Origin of the sequence: Kitasatospora sp. NBC_00070, from assembly GCF_045041205.1 — a bacterium.
Lineage (GTDB): Bacteria > Actinomycetota > Actinomycetes > Streptomycetales > Streptomycetaceae > Kitasatospora.
In genome coordinates this window covers 4,203,199-4,220,246 of record NZ_CP108247.1, presented here as the reverse complement: position 1 = coordinate 4,220,246, position 17,048 = coordinate 4,203,199, and the positions used below count along the sequence as shown (strand labels likewise).

At 71.7% G+C, this 17,048-nt stretch carries 16 protein-coding genes; 10 read left to right on the top strand and 6 right to left on the bottom strand.

The window, feature by feature from the left end; all coding sequences use genetic code 11:
• Positions 1-18: 18 nt before the first annotated feature.
• Both OHV05_RS19575 and OHV05_RS19570 read right to left on the bottom strand, forming a co-directional pair.
• On the bottom strand, positions 19-759 hold the full coding sequence (locus OHV05_RS19575; RefSeq protein WP_405018830.1) for an SDR family NAD(P)-dependent oxidoreductase: 741 nt from the start codon (positions 757-759) through the stop codon (positions 19-21).
• 101 nt (positions 760-860) lie between these two features.
• Positions 861-2,825, bottom strand: coding sequence for a hypothetical protein (locus tag OHV05_RS19570; RefSeq protein ID WP_405018829.1), 1,965 nt, complete (start codon positions 2,823-2,825; stop codon positions 861-863).
• Between the two features lie 193 nt (positions 2,826-3,018).
• Between OHV05_RS19570 and OHV05_RS19565 the strand changes: the two genes are divergently transcribed.
• From OHV05_RS19565 to OHV05_RS19545, 5 genes are read left to right on the top strand one after another with little or no spacing between them, the layout of a single operon-like run.
• Positions 3,019-4,356, top strand: a complete 1,338-nt coding sequence (locus OHV05_RS19565; RefSeq protein ID WP_405018828.1) for an ABC transporter substrate-binding protein — start codon at positions 3,019-3,021, stop codon at positions 4,354-4,356.
• Positions 4,353-5,195, top strand: a complete 843-nt coding sequence (locus OHV05_RS19560) for a carbohydrate ABC transporter permease (RefSeq protein ID WP_405018827.1) — start codon at positions 4,353-4,355, stop codon at positions 5,193-5,195. The genes OHV05_RS19565 and OHV05_RS19560 overlap by 4 nt, the downstream gene beginning before the upstream one ends.
• On the top strand, positions 5,192-6,007 hold the full coding sequence (locus tag OHV05_RS19555; RefSeq protein WP_403037085.1) for a carbohydrate ABC transporter permease: 816 nt from the start codon (positions 5,192-5,194) through the stop codon (positions 6,005-6,007). Before OHV05_RS19560 ends, OHV05_RS19555 begins: the two co-directional genes overlap by 4 nt.
• A complete protein-coding gene (locus OHV05_RS19550) occupies positions 6,004-7,746 on the top strand; it encodes a glycoside hydrolase family 36 protein (RefSeq protein ID WP_405018826.1) in 1,743 nt (580 codons plus the stop codon). Before OHV05_RS19555 ends, OHV05_RS19550 begins: the two co-directional genes overlap by 4 nt.
• Entirely contained in the window at positions 7,743-8,738 is a 996-nt protein-coding gene (locus OHV05_RS19545) for a LacI family DNA-binding transcriptional regulator (RefSeq protein WP_405018825.1), read from the top strand. Before OHV05_RS19550 ends, OHV05_RS19545 begins: the two co-directional genes overlap by 4 nt.
• On the opposite strand, the gene otsB is transcribed toward OHV05_RS19545, so the two are convergent.
• Both otsB and OHV05_RS19535 read right to left on the bottom strand, forming a co-directional pair.
• Positions 8,735-9,559 (bottom strand): trehalose-phosphatase, encoded by an 825-nt coding sequence (gene otsB, locus OHV05_RS19540; protein ID WP_405018824.1) that lies wholly within the window; start codon positions 9,557-9,559, stop codon positions 8,735-8,737. The two genes, OHV05_RS19545 and otsB, sit on opposite strands and share 4 nt — an antisense overlap.
• Before the next feature lie 257 nt (positions 9,560-9,816).
• Entirely contained in the window at positions 9,817-10,044 is a 228-nt protein-coding gene (locus tag OHV05_RS19535) for a DUF3263 domain-containing protein (RefSeq protein ID WP_405018823.1), read from the bottom strand.
• 99 nt (positions 10,045-10,143) lie between these two features.
• Here OHV05_RS19535 and OHV05_RS19530 point away from each other — a divergent pair, with 99 nt between their 5' ends.
• Positions 10,144-10,500 carry a cupin domain-containing protein gene (locus OHV05_RS19530; protein ID WP_405018822.1) on the top strand — a complete coding sequence of 119 codons (357 nt, stop codon included), beginning with the start codon at positions 10,144-10,146 and terminating at the stop codon, positions 10,498-10,500.
• A gap of 2 nt (positions 10,501-10,502) precedes the next feature.
• Here OHV05_RS19530 and OHV05_RS19525 read toward each other — a convergent pair whose 3' ends face one another.
• Both OHV05_RS19525 and OHV05_RS19520 read right to left on the bottom strand, forming a co-directional pair.
• Complete coding sequence (locus OHV05_RS19525; RefSeq protein ID WP_405018821.1) at positions 10,503-11,786, bottom strand: extracellular solute-binding protein; 1,284 nt, start codon at positions 11,784-11,786, stop codon at positions 10,503-10,505.
• 133 nt (positions 11,787-11,919) lie between these two features.
• Positions 11,920-12,699 (bottom strand): DeoR/GlpR family DNA-binding transcription regulator, encoded by a 780-nt coding sequence (locus OHV05_RS19520; RefSeq protein ID WP_405018820.1) that lies wholly within the window; start codon positions 12,697-12,699, stop codon positions 11,920-11,922.
• A 160-nt stretch (positions 12,700-12,859) separates the two neighbouring features.
• Here OHV05_RS19520 and OHV05_RS19515 point away from each other — a divergent pair, with 160 nt between their 5' ends.
• The 4 genes from OHV05_RS19515 to OHV05_RS19500 all read left to right on the top strand — a co-directional run bounded on the left by OHV05_RS19515 (position 12,860) and on the right by OHV05_RS19500 (position 16,971).
• Positions 12,860-13,771 carry an SIS domain-containing protein gene (locus OHV05_RS19515; RefSeq protein WP_405018819.1) on the top strand — a complete coding sequence of 304 codons (912 nt, stop codon included), beginning with the start codon at positions 12,860-12,862 and terminating at the stop codon, positions 13,769-13,771.
• A gap of 158 nt (positions 13,772-13,929) precedes the next feature.
• On the top strand, positions 13,930-14,862 hold the full coding sequence (locus OHV05_RS19510; RefSeq protein ID WP_403037059.1) for an ROK family protein: 933 nt from the start codon (positions 13,930-13,932) through the stop codon (positions 14,860-14,862).
• Positions 14,859-16,031, top strand: a complete 1,173-nt coding sequence (gene nagA, locus OHV05_RS19505) for an N-acetylglucosamine-6-phosphate deacetylase (RefSeq protein ID WP_405018818.1) — start codon at positions 14,859-14,861, stop codon at positions 16,029-16,031. Before OHV05_RS19510 ends, nagA begins: the two co-directional genes overlap by 4 nt.
• Before the next feature lie 70 nt (positions 16,032-16,101).
• Complete coding sequence (locus tag OHV05_RS19500; RefSeq protein WP_405018817.1) at positions 16,102-16,971, top strand: ketose-bisphosphate aldolase; 870 nt, start codon at positions 16,102-16,104, stop codon at positions 16,969-16,971.
• Positions 16,972-17,048 lie beyond the last annotated feature (77 nt).

Genomic DNA, 17,048 nt, shown 5'->3' with positions numbered 1-17,048 from the left:
GGAACCACTGCCGTCGGGTCAGGCGGCGAACCCCCCGTCCACGCTGATCGCGGTCCCGGTGACGTACCGGCCGTCCGGCCCGGCCAGGTACGCCACGGCGGCCGCGATCTCCGCCGACTGCGCGTAACGCCCCAGTGCCGTGAAGCCGTTCACCGTCTCGGCGAACGGTCCCTCGGCCGGGTTGGCCTCGGTGTCGGTCGGGCCGGGGTGCACCAGGTTGACGGTGATGCCCCGGGGGCCGAGCTCCCGGGCCAGCCCCTTGACCATGCCGATCTGGGCGGTCTTGCTCGCCGCGTACAGGGCGAGGCCGGGGAAGACCACCCGCTCGGCCACGTTGCTGCCGATGCCGATGATCCGGCCGCCCTCGGCCAGGTACGGCAGCGCCGCCTGTGCGGCCACCAGCGGCGCCCGCACGTTCACCGCCAAGGTGCGGTCCAGCAGCTCCAGTTCGAGCTCCTCCAGCGGGCCCATCGGGAACACCGCCGCGTTGTTCACCAGGATGTCCAACCGGCCGAAGGCCGCGGCGGTCCGGTCCACGGCCGCCCGGACCGCCGCCGGGTCCGCGCTGTCGGCCTGGATCGCCAGAACCCGCCGGCCGAGCTTCTCGACCTGCTCGACCACCTGCCCGGCCCGCTCCGCGTTCCGTTCGTACGTCAGCGCCACGTCGGCGCCCTCCTCGGCCAGCCGGTGCACCACGGCCGCGCCGATCCCCCTGCTGCCGCCGGTCACCAGGGCCACTCGTCCCTCAAGTCGCTTCATGGGTAACAGCATTGCCGTCGGAGCGGGGACCTTCCGGCGGCATTCGGACCTCGCGTTCCGGGGTGCGGCGTCACCACGACCTCCGCACCCCGGAACGACGGTCAGCCGGCCACTCCGACCACGACCGCCTGACCCGGGGTCACCTTGACGTTGAGGTAGCTGTAGGTGACGCCGTGCTCGACCTTGGTCAGCGCGGCCTTGGCGGCGCCGTTCACGGTCAGCGTCGGGTGGCTGCCGACGAACCTGGCCTCCCAGGTGTAGGTCCGGGACGCCGAGTGGTTGGTCAGGGTGGAGCTGGTGGCGCCGTCGTGCCGCAGGCTGACGGTGTCCTTGCCGACCGGGATGTCGTCGACCTGGACCCAGTCCATCCCGGCGGGCAGCCGGGACTGGGTGGTCAGCTTGCGGTTGGCGGCGTCCGGGTCGAGCCCGAGCAGACCGGAGACGGTCTGGCCGACCAGCGTGAAGGAGACCTCGGGGTAGTCGCCGTTCGGGCCCTGCGAGGCGTTCACGTGCTGGACGTCGCGCTGGTCGTAGACGTACCGCATCCACTTCCAGGCCGCGTCGTTGCGGTTGTTGTTGAAGAAGGTGTCCGGCAGGTAGGTGAACGCCTCGATGTTGGACGGGCCGTCCGGCCCGGCGGCCTGGGCGTCGATGTAGTCCAGGTAGGCGTCGTTCCGCGGACCGGCGTCGATGATCTTCTTCATCGGCATGAACCAGCTGTTCTCCAGGCCCCAGCCCTTGAACGCGGTGCCGTCGAGCGAGTAGGCCCGGACCATGTCGGCGCCCGAACCGGTGCCGCTCCACTCCGCGTTGAAGTACTGCTTGAGCGCCGTCGCCTGCTGCTCCGCCTGCGCGGCCAGTGCGGTGTCGCCCTTGGCCTTGGCCAGGGCGGCCACCGCCAGGTACGCCTGGTACTGGGCCGCGATGCCGTCGCCGGCCTCCGCGAGCTTCTCGTTGCCCTGCTCGTTGTAGCTGGCGGTGCCGGAGAAGATGCCCTTGCCGGTGCCCTCGGCGACCTGCACCGGGCCGTTGCCCTTGGCCGCGTTGTGCAGGGCGACGAACTCCTTGGTGGTGTGCTGGTAGAAGTCCCAGAACACCTGGTCGTCGACGTACGCCGGGTCGCCGCTCCAGCGGTACGCCTGGGCCGCCTTCTCCACCAGCTCGAACGGGGCGGGCACCTCCCGGACGAAGGAGTTGGGGTTGCGGTAGTCGATGCTCAGGTAGGTGCCGGTGTCGAAGTTCTGGGCCCAGACCGGGTAGTACTTGTGCACCTCGGTCGCGGAGGCCGCGAAGGAGTGCAGCATGTTCCGGTTCTCGGCGGTCAGGCCGAGCACCTGGGCGCCGACCACCTGGTGCGCCATGTCCCGGGAGTAGTAGCCGCTGCGGTTGGCGTACCCGGCCCAGTAGGACGCGCCGTAGGTGGCGGTGCCGGTGCCGAAGCGGTTGTTCTCGTCGACGTTCACCGGGCCGGTCGAACCGGGCAGCGTCACCCAGCTGTTGGCCTTCCGCTTGGCCCAGTCGAACATCTCGACGACCTTCGGGTCGGAGGAGCTGATCCGGGGGTCGGCCGGGGCCGCCGGGGAGATCATCACGTCGTCCACGTTGAGCCAGCCGTCGCCGGACTCGAAGGCGATCTCCAGCTTGTCGCCCTTGGCCACCGAGACCCGGCTGACGGTGTGCCGGGAGTACTCGTACCGCTCCGGCACGGTGACCGCGCCCGCCTCGACGCCGTTCACCCGCACCACGAAGCGGCCGTTCGGGCCGCCGGTCGCGATCCAGGCCGAGATGTCGTACCGGCCGGCCGTCGGAGCGGTCAGGGTCTGCCCGACCCGGAAGCCGGGGCCGCCGTCCAGGTACGCCAACTTGGCGCCGCCGTGGGGGTAGTTGGTGGCGACACCCGCACCCGAGGGGGTGAACTCCCAGCCCCTGGTGCCCAGCTCGAACCCGGGGTTGAGGACCGTCGGCACCTTGGCGGCGGGGGCGGCACTGGCCACCGCCAGGGTCTGCGGGACGAGCGGTATCAGCAGTGCGAGAGCGGTGAGCAGCGGCAGTCTGGTGCGTCGCATCAGGGTCTCCAGGTCTCTCCGTTGAGGGAGCGCCGACGCTAACAGCGAGCCGGGCGGGCTTTCAATGCACCGAGGCAAGAATTCTCGCCGCCCTGCACGATCTCGAAGAAAGTTTTCATCCATCCATTGCAAGTCGGTTCCACTCGTTGCTAACGTCCAGCCCGTCAGACCCCCACCCTCGAAAGGCACCACCATGGCCACCCTGGACCGACGCGGACTGCTCAGACTCGGCGGCGCCCTCACTGTTGGCGCCGGGCTCGCCGCGTGCTCCGGCACCGGCAGCGGCAACGACGGCGGCGGCGCCGGGGACGCCCACAAGGGCGAGATCACCGTCTGGAGCTGGCAGGGTCCGGCGGCCCAGCTCAAGGCGCTGCTCCCGGAGTTCAACAAGGCGTACCCGGACATCAAGGTCACCGTCCAGGACATCGGCAACCCGGCGATCTGGGACAAGATCACCACCGGGCTGGCGGCCGGCGGCAGTGGCCTGGCCGACGTGCTGCACATCGGGGTGGACTACCTGCCCGGCTACGTGGAGAAGTTCCCGGCCGGCCTGGCCGACCTCGGCCCGCTCGGCGCCAGCAAGTACAAGGACGCCTTCGCCCAGGGCCTGTGGCAGACCGTCGCCCCGCAGAGCCGGGTCAACGCCCTGCCGTGGGAGGCCAACTCGGGTGGCTTCTACTACCGGGCCGACCTCTTCGAGAAGGCCGGCGTGGACGTCGAGTCGCTGGGCACCTGGGACGAGGTGATCGAGGCGGGCAAGAAGCTCAAGGCCGCCACCGGCGCGTTCCTGCTCGGCATCGACAAGCCCGCCTCGCAGCCCGACGCGGCCAACTTCTTCCAGCTGCTGCTCCAGCTCCAGGGCAAGTTCTACTTCAACATGGACGGCGCGATCACGCTGGACTCCCCCGAGGCCGTCACCGCGCTCACCCTGATCAAGAAGATGAACGACGCGGGCCTGGTCAGCGACCTGTCCGGCGGCTGGAGCGCACTGGAGAACTCGATCAAGCAGGGCACCGCCGCGGTGCTGCCCTGGCCGACCTGGTTCGGCGGCATCATCGAGGGCCTGGTCCCGCAGGAGGCCGGCAAGTGGAAGGTCCGGCTCCCCCCGGCCGTCCGCCGCGGCGGCTCCACCGCCGCCACCGTCAACTCCACCCACCTGGCGATCGCCGGCTCCAGCAAGCAGCAGGCCGCCGCCTGGACCTTCATCGAGTACGTGCTCACCAAGCCGTCCTCGCAGGTCTCGATCTACCGGGGCAAGGGCATCGCGCCGGCCCTGATGGCCGCGTACGACGACTCGGTCTTCCACGAGCCCTCGGCGTTCTTCAGCGGACAGAAGAAGGGCGAGATCTTCCTCGACGCCCTGAAGGCCCCCTCCCCGGCCTTCAACTACTCCGCCGACTACGCCCGCGCGCTCAAGGTGGTCACCGACGCCCAGACCAAGGTGCTGCTCAAGGGCGCCGACCCGGCCGAGGTGCTGAAGCAGGCCGCCGACCAGCTGGCCCAGCAGACCGGGCGCAAGGTCGTGCGATGACCCGTCGCACCATGCCCTACCTGTTCGTGCTCCCGGCGGTGGTGCTGTTCGCCGCTTTCAAGCTCTACCCGATCCTCGCCTCGTTCCGGCTCAGTCTCTTCAAGCAGTCGGGCGGGGTGGAGACCTTCGCCGGTCTCGACAACTACGCCCGGCTGCTGGACGACTCGCTGTTCTGGACCGCGCTCGGCAACAGCGGGGTGATCCTGGCGGTCCAGGTCCCGCTGATGCTGGCCCTGGCCACCGGCCTCGCGGTCGCCTTCAACTCCAGTCTGCTGAAGGCCCGTTCGGTGTTCCGGCTGGGCTTCTTCCTGCCGATGGTGACCGGCCTGGTGGCGTACGGGATCGTCTTCTCGGTGCTGCTCAACCAGCAGTACGGGCTGGTCAACTGGCTGGTCGGGACCGACATCCCGTGGCTGACCGACCCGCTGCTGGCCAAGGTCTCCCTCGGTCTGGCGCTCACCTGGCACTACACCGGCTACAACGCGGTGATCCTGCTGGCCCGGCTGCAGACCGTCCCGACCGAGCTGTACGACGCGGCGGCGGTGGACGGCGCCGGGGCCTGGGGCGCGTTCCGGCACGTCACGCTGCCCGGGCTGCGGCCCGCGCTGCTGCTGACCACCGTGCTCTCCACCATCGGCACCCTGCAACTCTTCGACGAGCCCTACGTGCTGACCGGCGGCGGGCCCGACAACGCGACCCTGACGATCGGCATGTACCTCTACCAGAACGCGTTCAAGTACTTCGACTTCGGCTACGCCTCGGCCATCGCCTACGCGCTGGCCCTGCTGATCGGGGCGCTCGGCCTGCTCCAGTTCAAGGTGCTCGGAGGGAAGTCGTGAAGCTCCGCAGCCTCACCCTGACCTGGTCGCTGGCCATCACCCTGGCCGCCGTCCTGGTCCCGTTCTACTGGCTGGTGATCGCCGCCACCCACAGCACCCAGGAGATCTTCCGGACCCCGCCGCCGCTGCTCCCCGGCGGGCACCTGCTGGACAACCTGAACAACCTTCAGGAGAAGGCCGACTTCGGCCGGGTGGTGCTCAACTCGCTCGGCATCGCGACCGTCTACACCCTGCTCGCCGGGACGGTCTGCACCCTGGCCGGCTACGGCTTCGCCAAGTTCCGGTTCCGGGGCCGGGAGCCGCTGTTCGGACTGCTGATGCTCGGGCTGGTGATCCCGGCCCAGGTCACCCTGGTCCCGCTGTTCAAGCTGATGGCCGAACTCCAGTGGCTGGACACCTACCAGGCCGTCCTGCTGCCCAACCTGGCCCTGCCGTTCGGGATCTTCCTGATGCGGCAGTCGATGGCCGCGCTGCCGGACGAACTGCTGGACTCCGGCCGGGTGGACGGCTGCGGGGAACTGCGGCTGTTCCTCCGGGTCGCACTGCCGCCGATGCGGCCCGCGCTGGCCGCGCTCGCCATCTTCCTCTTCCTGTTCCAGTGGAACGAATTCATCTGGCCGTTGATCGTGCTCCGTTCCGAATCCTCGCTGACCATCCCGGTCGCGCTCGCCTCCCTCCAGGGCGTCGACGACACCGACTACGGCGCGATCCTGGCCGGTACGGCGATCGCCGCACTGCCGATGGCCGCGCTGTTCCTCGCCCTCCAGCGGCACTTCGTGTCCGGGCTGCTCGCCGGGGCGGTGAAGGAATGAGCACCGACCAGGAGGCGGTCACCACCGCCGAGCTGGCTCCGGCCACCTTCGAACCGCTGCTCGACCAGGTCTCCATCGCGGTCCCGAACGGCCACTGGTCCAGCACCGAACTCCCGTCCGGCATCCGGCTGGTGGCCGTCGAGGCGGCCGAAGGCCCGGTCGAGGTCCGGCTCACCGTCCCGCTCGGCGACGCCGCCGGGTACTGGCACCCGCAGGGCGGCTGGCGGCGCACGCTGCCCGCCGACTGGGAGGGCCGGGCCAAGGTCTCGCTGGTGGACGCGCTGGCCACCGGCTGCCTGTTCGACCACGCGGGCGCCACCCTGCTGACCTTCGCGGCGGCCGACCCGGTGCCCGAGGCCGAACTCCGGTTCGGCGTCTCGGAGGAGACCGACAGCTACGTGGTGCAGCTCCGGCTGCCGCCCGCCACCGACCCGCACCGGCTGCTCTTCGTGCCCCGCTCGACCAGCGTGGCCGAGGCCATGCGGGCGTTGCGCGGCTGGTACGCCGCCGGGATCGACCCGATGCCGGTGCCCGAGGGCGCCCGTACCCCGGTCTACTCGACCTGGTACGCCTTCAACCAGCAGGTGGACGCCGAAGCGGTCGAGCAGGAGGCCGCCCTGGCCGCCCGGCTCGGCTTCGGCGCACTGATCCTGGACGACGGCTGGCAGCTCGGCGGCCAGGGCCGGGGCTACGCCGGCTGCGGCGACTGGCGCCCCGATCCGGCCAAGTTCCCCGATCTGGCCGCGCACGTCGGCCGGGTCCGCGACGCCGGTCTGCACTACCTGCTCTGGACCGCCCCGCTGCTGGTCGGCCCGCACTCCGCGGCCTACCGCAGGTGGGCCCCGACCGTCCCGGCCACCGTGCCGGGGGCGTACGTGCTGGACCCGCGCCTGCCCGAGGTCCGCCGGCACGTGGTCGAGCTCTGCGCCTCCCTGGTGCGGGAGTTCGGGGTGGACGGGCTGAAGCTGGACTTCCTCGACGAGGCCATGGTGCACGCCGGGGACGGCGGCCCGGACGTCGGCCGGGCGATGACCGTGCTGCTCGCCGAGCTGCGGGCGGAGCTGGAACCGATCCGTCCCGGACTGCTGCTGGAACTGCGGCAGCCCTACGTCGGGCCCGGCATGGCCCCGTACGGGAACCTGCTGCGCTCCTTCGACTGCCCGGCCGACTCCACCGCCAACCGGGTCCGCACCATCGACACCGCCTTCCTGGCGGTCGGCGGCGCGGTCCACTCCGACATGCTGCTCTGGCCGCCGGAGGCTCCGGCGCACAGCGCGGCCCGGCAGTTGATCGGCGCCCTGCACTCGGTACCGCAGGTCTCCGTCCGGCTGACCCGGCTGTCGGAGGAGCACCGGGCCACCGTGGCCTTCTGGCTCGGGCAGTGGCGCCGGCTGCGCGACACCCTGCTGGACGGCGAGGTCGAACCCGGCCGCCCGGACGAGCTGTACCCCGTGGTGCGGGCCACCGGCGACGGGTTCCAGCTGGTCAGCGTGCACTCCGAGCAGGTGGTGCCGGTCGTGCTGACCCCCGCTCAGGAACTGGTCCTGGTGAACGGTTCGGCGGCGGACCGGCTGATCCTGGAGGTGGCCGAGCCGGGCGGTTCGGCCGAACTCGCAGTTCACGGCCCCACCGGCCGTATCATCGAACGGAGTCGGCTCACGCTGCCGCCCGGCCTGCACAGCCTGCCGGTGCCACGCTCGGGCCTGGCCACTCTCAGCAGCTTGGAAGGGACGGCATGAAGGTCGGTATCACCGAACTAGCGGCTCGCGCGGGTGTCAGCGAGGCGACCGTCAGCCGGGTGATCAACCGACGGCAGGGGGTCGCCAAGAAGACCCGGGACGCGGTCGAGCAGGCGATGGCCGAACTCGGCTACGAACGCGCCACCCCCGGCCAGTTGGTGGCCGTGGTGACGGAGCACATCTCCAACCCGTTCTTCGCCGACGTGGCCGAACGGATCGAGTCCGCGCTCGCCCCGCACGGGCTCAAGATGGTGCTCTGCCCCGCCTTCCCCGGTGGGGTGCAGGAGCGTGACTTCGTCACCGCGCTGGTCGACCGGGGCGTCGCGGCGGTGGTCTTCCTCTCCGCCAGCAACACCCTGGAGGGCGCCGACACCGAGACGTACGAGCTGCTGCGGGACCGCCGCATCCCGTACGTCGGCGTGAACGGCCAGTTCGAGGACGGCCACCCGGCCCCGGTCTTCTCCACCGACGACTCGCTCGCCGCCGAGCTGGCCGTGGACCACCTCTACCGGCTCGGCCACCGCCGGATCGGGATGGCCTCGGGCCCGGCCGGGAACCACCCGGCGGACCGGCGGGTGGCGGGCTTCATGACCGCGATGACCCGGCGCGGCCTGGCCGACGCCGAGCAGTGGGTGATCCGGCAGTCCTACACCGTCGAGGGCGGGCAGGCGGCGGCCGCCGCCCTGGTCCAGAAGGGCGCCACCGCGATCGTGGCGGCCAGCGACTTCATGGCCCTCGGCGCCATCCGCGGGGTACGACGGCAGGGCCGCGCGGTCCCCGAGGACGTCTCGGTGGTCGGCTACGACGGCACGATGATCACCGAGTTCACCGACCCGCCGCTGACCACCGTCCGGCAGCCGGCCGACCGGCTGGCCCTGGAGGTCGGCCGCAGCGTGCTCGCCCTGGTGGCCAACCGGCCCGTCCCGGTGGGCGAGTTGCTCTTCGACCCCGAGCTGGTGATCCGGTCCACCACGGCGGCGGCGCCGAGCTAGAGCTCGACCGCCAGCGCCGCCAACAGCTCCGCCACACCGACCGGGCCCGCCACCAACAGGTCGGCCCGGTCGGCCAGTTCGGCGACCGGGGCCTCGCCCGTGGTGGCCGAACTGCACACCAGCACGGCCGGGTGGCCCTCGGCCCGGCGCTGCTCCAGCGCGGCGTACGCGGGCAGGTCCCCGAGGTCGTCCCCGGCGTACAGCACCGGGCCGGGCGGGCGTTCGGCCAGGAACGCGGTCAGCGCACCGCCCTTGTCCACCCCCGGCGGCCGGAGCTCCAGCACGTACCGGCCCGGCTCCACCAGCAGCCCGTGGGCCGCCGCCAACTGCTCCAGCGGGGCCCGCAGTTGCTCCAGGACGCGCTGCGGCTCAGCGGTCCGGCGGGTGTGCACGGCCAGGGCGCGGCCCTTGTCCTCGATCCAGGTGCCGTCCGGAACCCCCGACTCGGCCAGCAACGCCGGGAGTTGCTCCCGTACGGCGGCCACCCCGGGCGGTGGCGGCGGCGAGGTCAGCACCCCCGCCTCCCAGCGCTCGGCGCCGTACTGGCCCAGCACGGTGAACCGCTCCAGCCCGGCGAAGCCGCCGTACTCCACGGCCACCGCGGCCGGACGGCCCGTCACCACCACCACGGCGCCCAGCAGGGGGGCCAGCGCCTCCAGGGCGGCCACTGCGGCGGGGTGGGCCCGGGCCTGGTCCGGATCCGCCACGATCGGGGCCAACGTGCCGTCGAAGTCCAGCGCCACCACGGCGGACCTCGGCTCGGCCAACAGCGCGGCCAACCCGGCCCGGCCGGCGGACGTACTCGGCTCAGGAATACCCATGCCTCGACCATACGGGCTCGGGGCTGCACCGTAGGCAGGACGCTCGGTTGCACTACTCAGGGGCTCGGGGCTCTGCTGATCTGCGGCTCCGCCGCGTGGGCGAGGAGATCTGGCGATCGGGTCACTGCGAAAGTACCTGACCACCTACGCGACGATCACCTTGCAAGGGCCGGCGTCGCCCACGCGGCGGAGCCGCACAACAGCAGAGCCCCGAGCCCCTGGACCGTAGCCCCGAGCGCCCTGCAAAAGGGTCGGCGTCAGCGCTCCGCGCGTTTTGCGTCGCGGACCCGGCGGAGGCGGTTGACCAGGACCGGGGCGTGGGCGAGGGCCTCCTGGCGGTCCAGCAGGCGGTTGAGGATCTGGTAGTAGCGGGTGGCCGAGAGGTCGAGTTCCTCCCGGACGGCGCGCTCCTTGGCGCCGGTGGTGCGCCAGGTGCGGCCCTCCAGGGCGAGCACGGCGAGCTCGCGGTCGGTCAGCTCGGACATGGGCGGGTCACCTCCACTTACGGGGTGTCATTCTGCCCGGTCAGGCCGACACAGTGTGCCGCCCCCGCCGTCGGGGCGGGGGCGTTAGCGTCGGGTGCCATGACCAACAGTTTCGCTCTGAACATCCCCGACGCCGAGCTCGAGCCCGACCCGCTGGACCCGGCGCAGATCGTCTCCGGCTCCCCCGAGGTCTCCGGCAAGGTGGTCTGGGAGTCGCCGGACGGCCGCCGGATCCGTGGCATCTGGCAGATCACCCCGGGCGTGGTGACCGACACCGAGGCCGACGAGATCTTCGTGGTGATCAGCGGGCGGGCCACCATCGCGTTCGAGAACGGCACCGTGCTGGAGGTCGGTCCGGGCGACCTGGCCGTGCTGGCCGAGGGCGACCGGACCACCTGGACGGTGCACGAGACCCTCCGCAAGGCGTACGCGATCGACCTCGGCGCCGACGGCTAGACCTACTTGCGGGCCTCTGCGGCGGCCTCTGCGGCGAAGCCCTGGAGCTTGGAGAGCGTCTCGCCGCCGCCGTCCTTCACCGCGCCGCCGATCTCCTTCTTCAGCTGCTCGCTGACCTTCCCCCAGGACGGCTCGGCGTACGGGTAGAAGTGGGCGTCCGGCAGGGCGTCCAGGAAGGGCTTGAGGTCGGCGTGCGCGGCGTCGGCGGTCATGTCGACGCGGGCGTCCTGGGTGACCGGCAGCATGTTGTAGGTCTCGTAGAACTTCATGGTGTTCTCCTTCTGGTAGGCGAAGGAGAGGAACTTCTTGATCTCGGCGCGGTGCCCGTTGGCCTTGAAGGCCATCATCCAGTCGGCCACCGCGAAGCTGGCCGCCTTGGACTGCGGGTCCTTGCGCGGGATCGCCGCCAGGCCGTAGTCGATCTTCCCGGTGACCGCCTTCTGGACCAGCGCGGGGTGGCCGTTGAGCATCGCGACCTTGCCCGCCGCGAAGTCCGCGAAGGCGGTCTTGCGGTTCACCGTGCCGGGGTCGGCGTAGGTCAGGCCGTCCTTGACCAGGTTGGTGCGCAGCCACTCGAAGGTGGCCCGGTTCTGCGTGCTGTCGATGCTGTAGTTGCCCGCGTCGTCGGCCAGTCCGCCGCCGCCGCTCATCGTCCACATCAGCGACTCGGCCTGTGCCTCCTCGGGGCCGAGCGGCAGTCCGTACGGGACCACACCGGGCACCTTCTGCTTGATCAGCTTGGCGTCCTTGCGCAACTCGTCCCAGCTGGCGGGGGGTTGGCTGATGCCGGCCTTCTCGAAGATCGCCTTGTTGTAGAAGAAGGCGCGCGAGGAGGCGATGAACGGGATGCCGTACTGGCTGCCCAGCACCTGGCCGGCCTTGGCGAACGCGTCGATCGTGTTGACCTGGGCGTCGATGGTGAGCACCTCGCTCACCGGGTACAGCCGGCCGGCCGCGACCTGGTCGGCGTAGCCACCGGTCTGCAGCATGTCCGGGATCCGGCCGCTCTTCAGCAGCTCGCCGACCCGCTTGTCGATGTCGTCCCAGATCACCACTTCGAGGTCGACCTTGATGCCGGAGTTGGCCTGCTCGAACCGCTTGACCAGGTCGTTCCAGTACAGGCTGGAGGTGTTCGCCGGGCTGTCGCCGTAGTCGGCCACCACCAGGCGCAGGGTGACGTCACCGCCGGAGCCGAGCACGTTCGAACCGCAGCCGCTGAGCAGCAGCGCGGTGGAGGCGGCGAGCGCCGTCAGGGGCAGGACGGGCTTCCGGGTAGCGCTGAACAACGGGGGACCACCTTCGGGGGGAGGAGGAGCGTCGGCCACCCTCTCAGCGCCGGGTACTACTGGTCCAGACCTCTGACCGGGGTAGTTACCCAATCTCCGCCGCCGTTGCGCCCCTTGCAACGACCGGCGCCGTTCAGACCGCGATCACCCGGACTCCGGCCTCCGTGAAGGCGGCGGTCAACTCCGGGCCGATCCCGGTGTCGGTGACCAGCGCCGAGACCTGGTCGAGCCCGCAGATCCGGGCGAAGGCGCGGTGCCCGAGCTTGGAGGAGTCGGCCGCCACCACCACCCGGCGGGCCCGGTCGGCGAGCAGCCGGTTGACGCTCGCCTCGCCCTCGTTGTGCGCGGTCGCACCGTGCTCGGCGTCGAACGCGTCCACGCCCAACACCGTGATGTCCAGCGTGAGTTCGTTCAGCACCAGGGAGGCCAACGGCCCGATCAGCTCGTACGACTGCGGCCGGGCCACCCCGCCGGTCAGCACGATCTTCACCTGCGGACGGACCGTCAACTCGTTGGCGATGTTGACCGCGTTGGTGACGATGGTGACGCCGGGGCCGGCCCCCTCGGGCTCCGGGCGGACCGCCAGCGCGCGGGCCACCTCGGTGGTGGTGGTGCCGCCGTTCAGGCCCACCACCTCACCGGGGGCGACGAGTTCGGCCACCGCGGCGCCGATCCGCTGTTTGGCGTCGGCATTGCGGGCGGTCTTGTAGCGCAGCGGCAGATCGTACGAGACATTGTGAGCGACCGCCCCGCCACGGGTCCGGGTGACCATCTGCTGGCGGGCCAGTTGGTCCAGGTCGCGCCGGATGGTCGCGGCCGACACGCTCAGCGCCTCGGCGGCCTCCTCGACCTCCAACTTGCCGTACTCGTTGAGCAGTTCCAGCAACGCGTTCCACCGCTCGTACCTGGACACGCAGATGCCGTCCCTTCCAGTCCCGGAGCCGCCGTACGACGGCGGGGTCAGCTTCCCACAGTTCCATCAAGCGAGCCGCTCTTGCGCAATGATGCTCGAAACCTCTATAAATCAAACAGCTTCACGCATTCTACTCCGGAGCCCTTCCGAAGGAGCCCGTATGCCCTTCTCCTCACTGACCGCCGAGGAACTCGCCACCCAGCCCGCGAACTGGCGGCAGGCCGCCGCCCTCGCGCCCGCCGCGGCGCCCGTCCTGCCGCAGCGCGGCGAGCGGGTCGCGGTGGTCGGCTGCGGCACCTCCTGGTTCATGGCCCAGTCCTACGCCGCGCTGCGCGAGAGCGGTGGGCACGGCGAGACGGACGCGCTGGCCGCCTCCGAGTTCCCGGTCGGCCGCCGCTACGACCGGGTGCTGGCGATCACCCGCTCGGGCACCACCACCGAGGTGCTCGAACTGCTGGAGCGGCTCAAGACGCCCAGCACGGTGCTCACCGGCACCCCGGGCAGCCCGGTGTTCGAGGTCGCCGAGCAGACCGTGCTGCTGGACTTCGCCGACGAGCGCTCGGTGGTGCAGACCCGGTTCGCCACCACCGCACTCGCCCTGCTGCGCGCCCACCTGGAGCTGGAGGGCGCCCTGCCGCCCGGCACCGGGCGGATCGCCGAGGCGGCCGTGGACGCCGAGGCGGCGGTCGCCTGGACGGTCCCGGCCGAGCTGGTCGCGGCCGAGCAGGTCACCTTCCTCGGCCGGGGCTGGACCTACGGGCTGGCCCAGGAGGCCGGGCTGAAGATGCGCGAGGCGGCCGGGGCCTGGACCGAGTCCTACCCGGCGATGGAGTACCGGCACGGCCCGATCGCGATCGCCGCGCCCGGCCGGGCGGTCTGGGCCTTCGGCGAGCTCCCCGAGGGGCTGGCCGAGCAGGTCGCGGCGACCGGCGCGGTGCTGGTGCACGAGCCCGGCGGCGACCCGCTGGCCGACCTGATCCGGGCCCAGAAACTCGCCGTCGCCACCGCCGAGGCCCGCGGCCTCGACCCGGACCGGCCGCGCGCACTGACCCGTTCGATCATCCTCACCTGACCGCCGCCTCCCGTTCGGGATTAGGTAAAGAAGATTGCCTATCGCCACCCAAACGCCCTTAAGCCATCCTTAAAGGCGACAAACCTCACCTCGCTGGACCAGACCAATCGCGCAACTGGACTAGACCTCTCCGACTTGGTCAAGGGAAACTGTCCCCCGTGAAGCACGTCATCGCACTCGATGTAGGCGGAACCGGCATGAAGGCCGCGTTGCTCGCCCAGGACGGCTCCGTGCTGTTCGAGGCACGCCGACCGACCGGGCGGGAGCACGGCACCGATGCCGTCGTCGCCACCATCCTCGACTTCGCCGCCGAACTGGCGGCCGAGGGGCTCGCCCGTTTCGGCAGCGGCCCCCTCGCCGCCGGCGTCGCCGTGCCGGGGACGATCGACGAGAAGAACGGGATCGCGGTCTTCTCCGCCAACCTCGGCTGGCGGGACCTCCCGATGCGCAAGCTGCTCGGCGAGCGCCTCGGCGGCCTGCCGGTCGCCCTCGGCCACGACGTCCGCTCCGGCGGGCTGGCCGAGGGGCGGATCGGTGCCGGGGCGGGCGTGGACCGCTTCCTCTTCATCGCGCTCGGCACCGGCATCGCCGGGGCCATCGGCATCGGTGGGTCGATCGAGGCGGGCGCGCACGGCTACGGCGGCGAGATCGGCCACGTGGTGGTCCGCCCCGGCGGCCCGCTGTGCGGCTGCGGTGCCCGCGGCTGCCTGGAGACGCTGGCCTCGGCCTCCGCGGTCTCCCGGGCCTGGGCCGAGGCGAGCGGCGACCCGGACGCCGACGCGGCGGCCTGCGCCACCGCCGTCGACGCCGGGGACGAACGCGCCCTGGCCGTCTGGCGGAACGCCGTCGAGGCACTCGCCGACGGGATCGTGCTGGCCCAGAGCCTGCTCGACCCGTCGACGGTGATCATCGGCGGTGGGCTGGCCGAAGCCGGTGACACGCTCTTCACACCATTGCGCGCAGCGGTGTCCGAGCGGCTGACCTTCCAGATGCCCCCGAAGGTCGTACCCGCCATGCTCAGAGACACCGCCGCATCCCTGGGCGCGGGCCTGCTCGCCTGGGATCTGCTCTCCATGGAGGTGACCGCGTGACCGCGGACCGAACTGCACTGGCCGGCGCCCGACTGGTCCTGCCGGGTGGTGTCGTCGAGAACGGCCGGCTGGCCATCGAGGGTTCGCGGATCGCGGGCCTCGGCGGCGAGAGGGAACCGGGCGACGTCGACCTGACCGGGTACACCGTCGTCCCCGGCTTCGTGGACCTCCATGTGCACGGTGGTGGCGGCGGCAGCTACGCCTCCGGCATCGCCGAGGAGGCCCTCACCGTCGCCCGGACCCACCTGGCGCACGGCACCACCACCACGATCGCCTCCACCGTCACCGGGGAGATCGACGAGCTCTGCCACCAGGCGGCCGTCCTCTCCGAGCTGGTCGAGGACGGCGTGCTGGCGGGCGTCCACTTCGAGGGCCCGTTCATCTCGCACAACCGGTGCGGCGCGCACCGCCCGGACCTGCTCCGCGACCCGGACCCGGCGCTGGTGCGCAAGCTGGTGGACGCCGCCCGCGGCACCGCGAAGATGTTCACCCTGGCACCGGAGCTGACGGGTGGTCTGGAGTCGGTCCGGATGCTCGCCGAGCTCGGGGTGATCGCGGCCGTCGGGCACACCGACTCCGACTACGCGAAGACCCTGGAGGCCGTCGAGGCCGGGGCCACCGTGGCCACCCACCTGTTCAACGCGATGCCGGGCATCCAGCACCGCGCGCCCGGCCCGATCGTCGCCCTGCTGGAGGACGAGCGGGTCACCGTCGAGCTGATCAACGACGGCGTGCACCTGCACCCGTCGGTGCTCGACCTCGCCTACGGCACCGCGGGCGCCGAGCGGGTCGCGCTGATCACCGACGCGATGGGCGCGGCCGGGATGGGCGACGGGCTCTACCCGCTCGGCCCGCTCCAGGTCCGGGTCGAGAACGGCGTCGCCAGGCTGGTCGAGGGCGGCTCCATCGCGGGCTCCACCCTGACCCTGGACGTCGCCTTCAAGCGCTCCGTCACCGTCAACGGCCTCTCGCTCAACCAGGCCGTCACCTCGCTGTCCACCGTGCCGGCCAGGCTGCTCGGCCTGTCCGACTCGATCGGCTCCCTGGAGGTCGGCAAGAACGCCGACCTCGTCGTGCTCGACTCCGAAACCCACGATCTCGTCGCGGTGATGCGCCGCGGCGAGTGGATCGTCGGCGCGGACCGGCTCGCCAAGGCCCACGCGGCCTGACACCCCGTCCCACCGGGGAGGTGAGCAGCGGTTCTGCGTCCCGCTGCCCACCTCTCCCTGGGGGACACCCATGCCCGTTGCCCGTACCGCCGACCTGCTCGCCTCCGCCGTCGCCGACGGCCGCGGCCTGCCCGCCTTCAACGTGATCACCCTGGAGCACGCCGAGGCGATCGTCTCCGGGGCCGAACTCACCGGCAGCCCGGTGGTGCTGCAGATCAGTCAGAACGCCGTCGCCTACCACGGCGGCCGGCTGCTCCCGCTGGCCCGGGCCTGCACCGAACTCGCGGCCGCCGCCAAGGTGCCGGTCTCGCTGCACCTCGACCACGTCGAGGACTTCGACCTGCTGCGGGCCAGTGCCGCCGCCGGGTTCAGCTCGGCGATGTACGACGCCTCCGCGCTGCCGCACGACGAGAACGTCAAGCGCACCGCCGAGGCCGCCGACTGGGCGCACCGGCACGGCCTGCACCTGGAGGCCGAACTCGGCCGGGTCGGCGGCAAAGACGGCGAGCCGCCGCTCTCCCCGCACGCCCCCGGTGCCCGGACCGACCCGGCCGAGGCGGCCCGCTACGTCGCCGAGACCGGGGTGGACGCGCTCGCGGTGGCGGTCGGCAGTTCCCACGCGATGACCACCCGGACGGCCCTGCTCGACCACGAGCTGATCCGCCGTCTGGCCGAGGCGGTGCCCGTCCCGCTGGTGCTGCACGGCAGCTCCGGGGTGGCCGACGAGGAGCTGTCCGCCGGGATCGCGGCCGGGCTGGTCAAGGTCAACATCGGCACCGCGCTCAACACCGCGTTCACCCCGGTGGTCCGCCAACGCCTCGCCGAGGAGCCGGGCCTCACCGACCCGCGCAGGTACCTCGCCCCGGCCCGGTCCGCGATGGCCGAAACGGTCGCCCGCCTCTCCCACGTGGTCGGCCGGGCCCACCGAGCCGCGCTCTGAGCAGGCGCTCGGGGCTGCGCTCTAGGCAGGCGGCTCGGTTGCACTATCCAGGGGCTCGGGGAACTGCGAGGAGATCT

Excerpts from the sequence above, each read along its gene's own strand:
- OHV05_RS19535 (WP_405018823.1), bottom strand. The coding sequence starts at position 10,044 with ATGTCCGAGCTGACCGACCGCGAGCTCGCCGTGCTCGCCCTGGAGGGC.
- OHV05_RS19545 (WP_405018825.1), top strand. The coding sequence starts at position 7,743 with ATGAAGGTCGGTATCACCGAACTAGCGGCTCGCGCGGGTGTCAGCGAG.
- OHV05_RS19515 (WP_405018819.1), top strand. The coding sequence starts at position 12,860 with ATGCCCTTCTCCTCACTGACCGCCGAGGAACTCGCCACCCAGCCCGCG.
- OHV05_RS19560 (WP_405018827.1), top strand. The coding sequence starts at position 4,353 with ATGACCCGTCGCACCATGCCCTACCTGTTCGTGCTCCCGGCGGTGGTG.
- OHV05_RS19500 (WP_405018817.1), top strand. The coding sequence starts at position 16,102 with ATGCCCGTTGCCCGTACCGCCGACCTGCTCGCCTCCGCCGTCGCCGAC.
- OHV05_RS19550 (WP_405018826.1), top strand. The coding sequence starts at position 6,004 with ATGAGCACCGACCAGGAGGCGGTCACCACCGCCGAGCTGGCTCCGGCC.
- OHV05_RS19570 (WP_405018829.1), bottom strand. The coding sequence starts at position 2,825 with ATGCGACGCACCAGACTGCCGCTGCTCACCGCTCTCGCACTGCTGATA.
- otsB (WP_405018824.1), bottom strand. The coding sequence starts at position 9,559 with ATGGGTATTCCTGAGCCGAGTACGTCCGCCGGCCGGGCCGGGTTGGCC.
- OHV05_RS19565 (WP_405018828.1), top strand. The coding sequence starts at position 3,019 with ATGGCCACCCTGGACCGACGCGGACTGCTCAGACTCGGCGGCGCCCTC.
- OHV05_RS19530 (WP_405018822.1), top strand. The coding sequence starts at position 10,144 with ATGACCAACAGTTTCGCTCTGAACATCCCCGACGCCGAGCTCGAGCCC.
- OHV05_RS19575 (WP_405018830.1), bottom strand. The coding sequence starts at position 759 with ATGAAGCGACTTGAGGGACGAGTGGCCCTGGTGACCGGCGGCAGCAGG.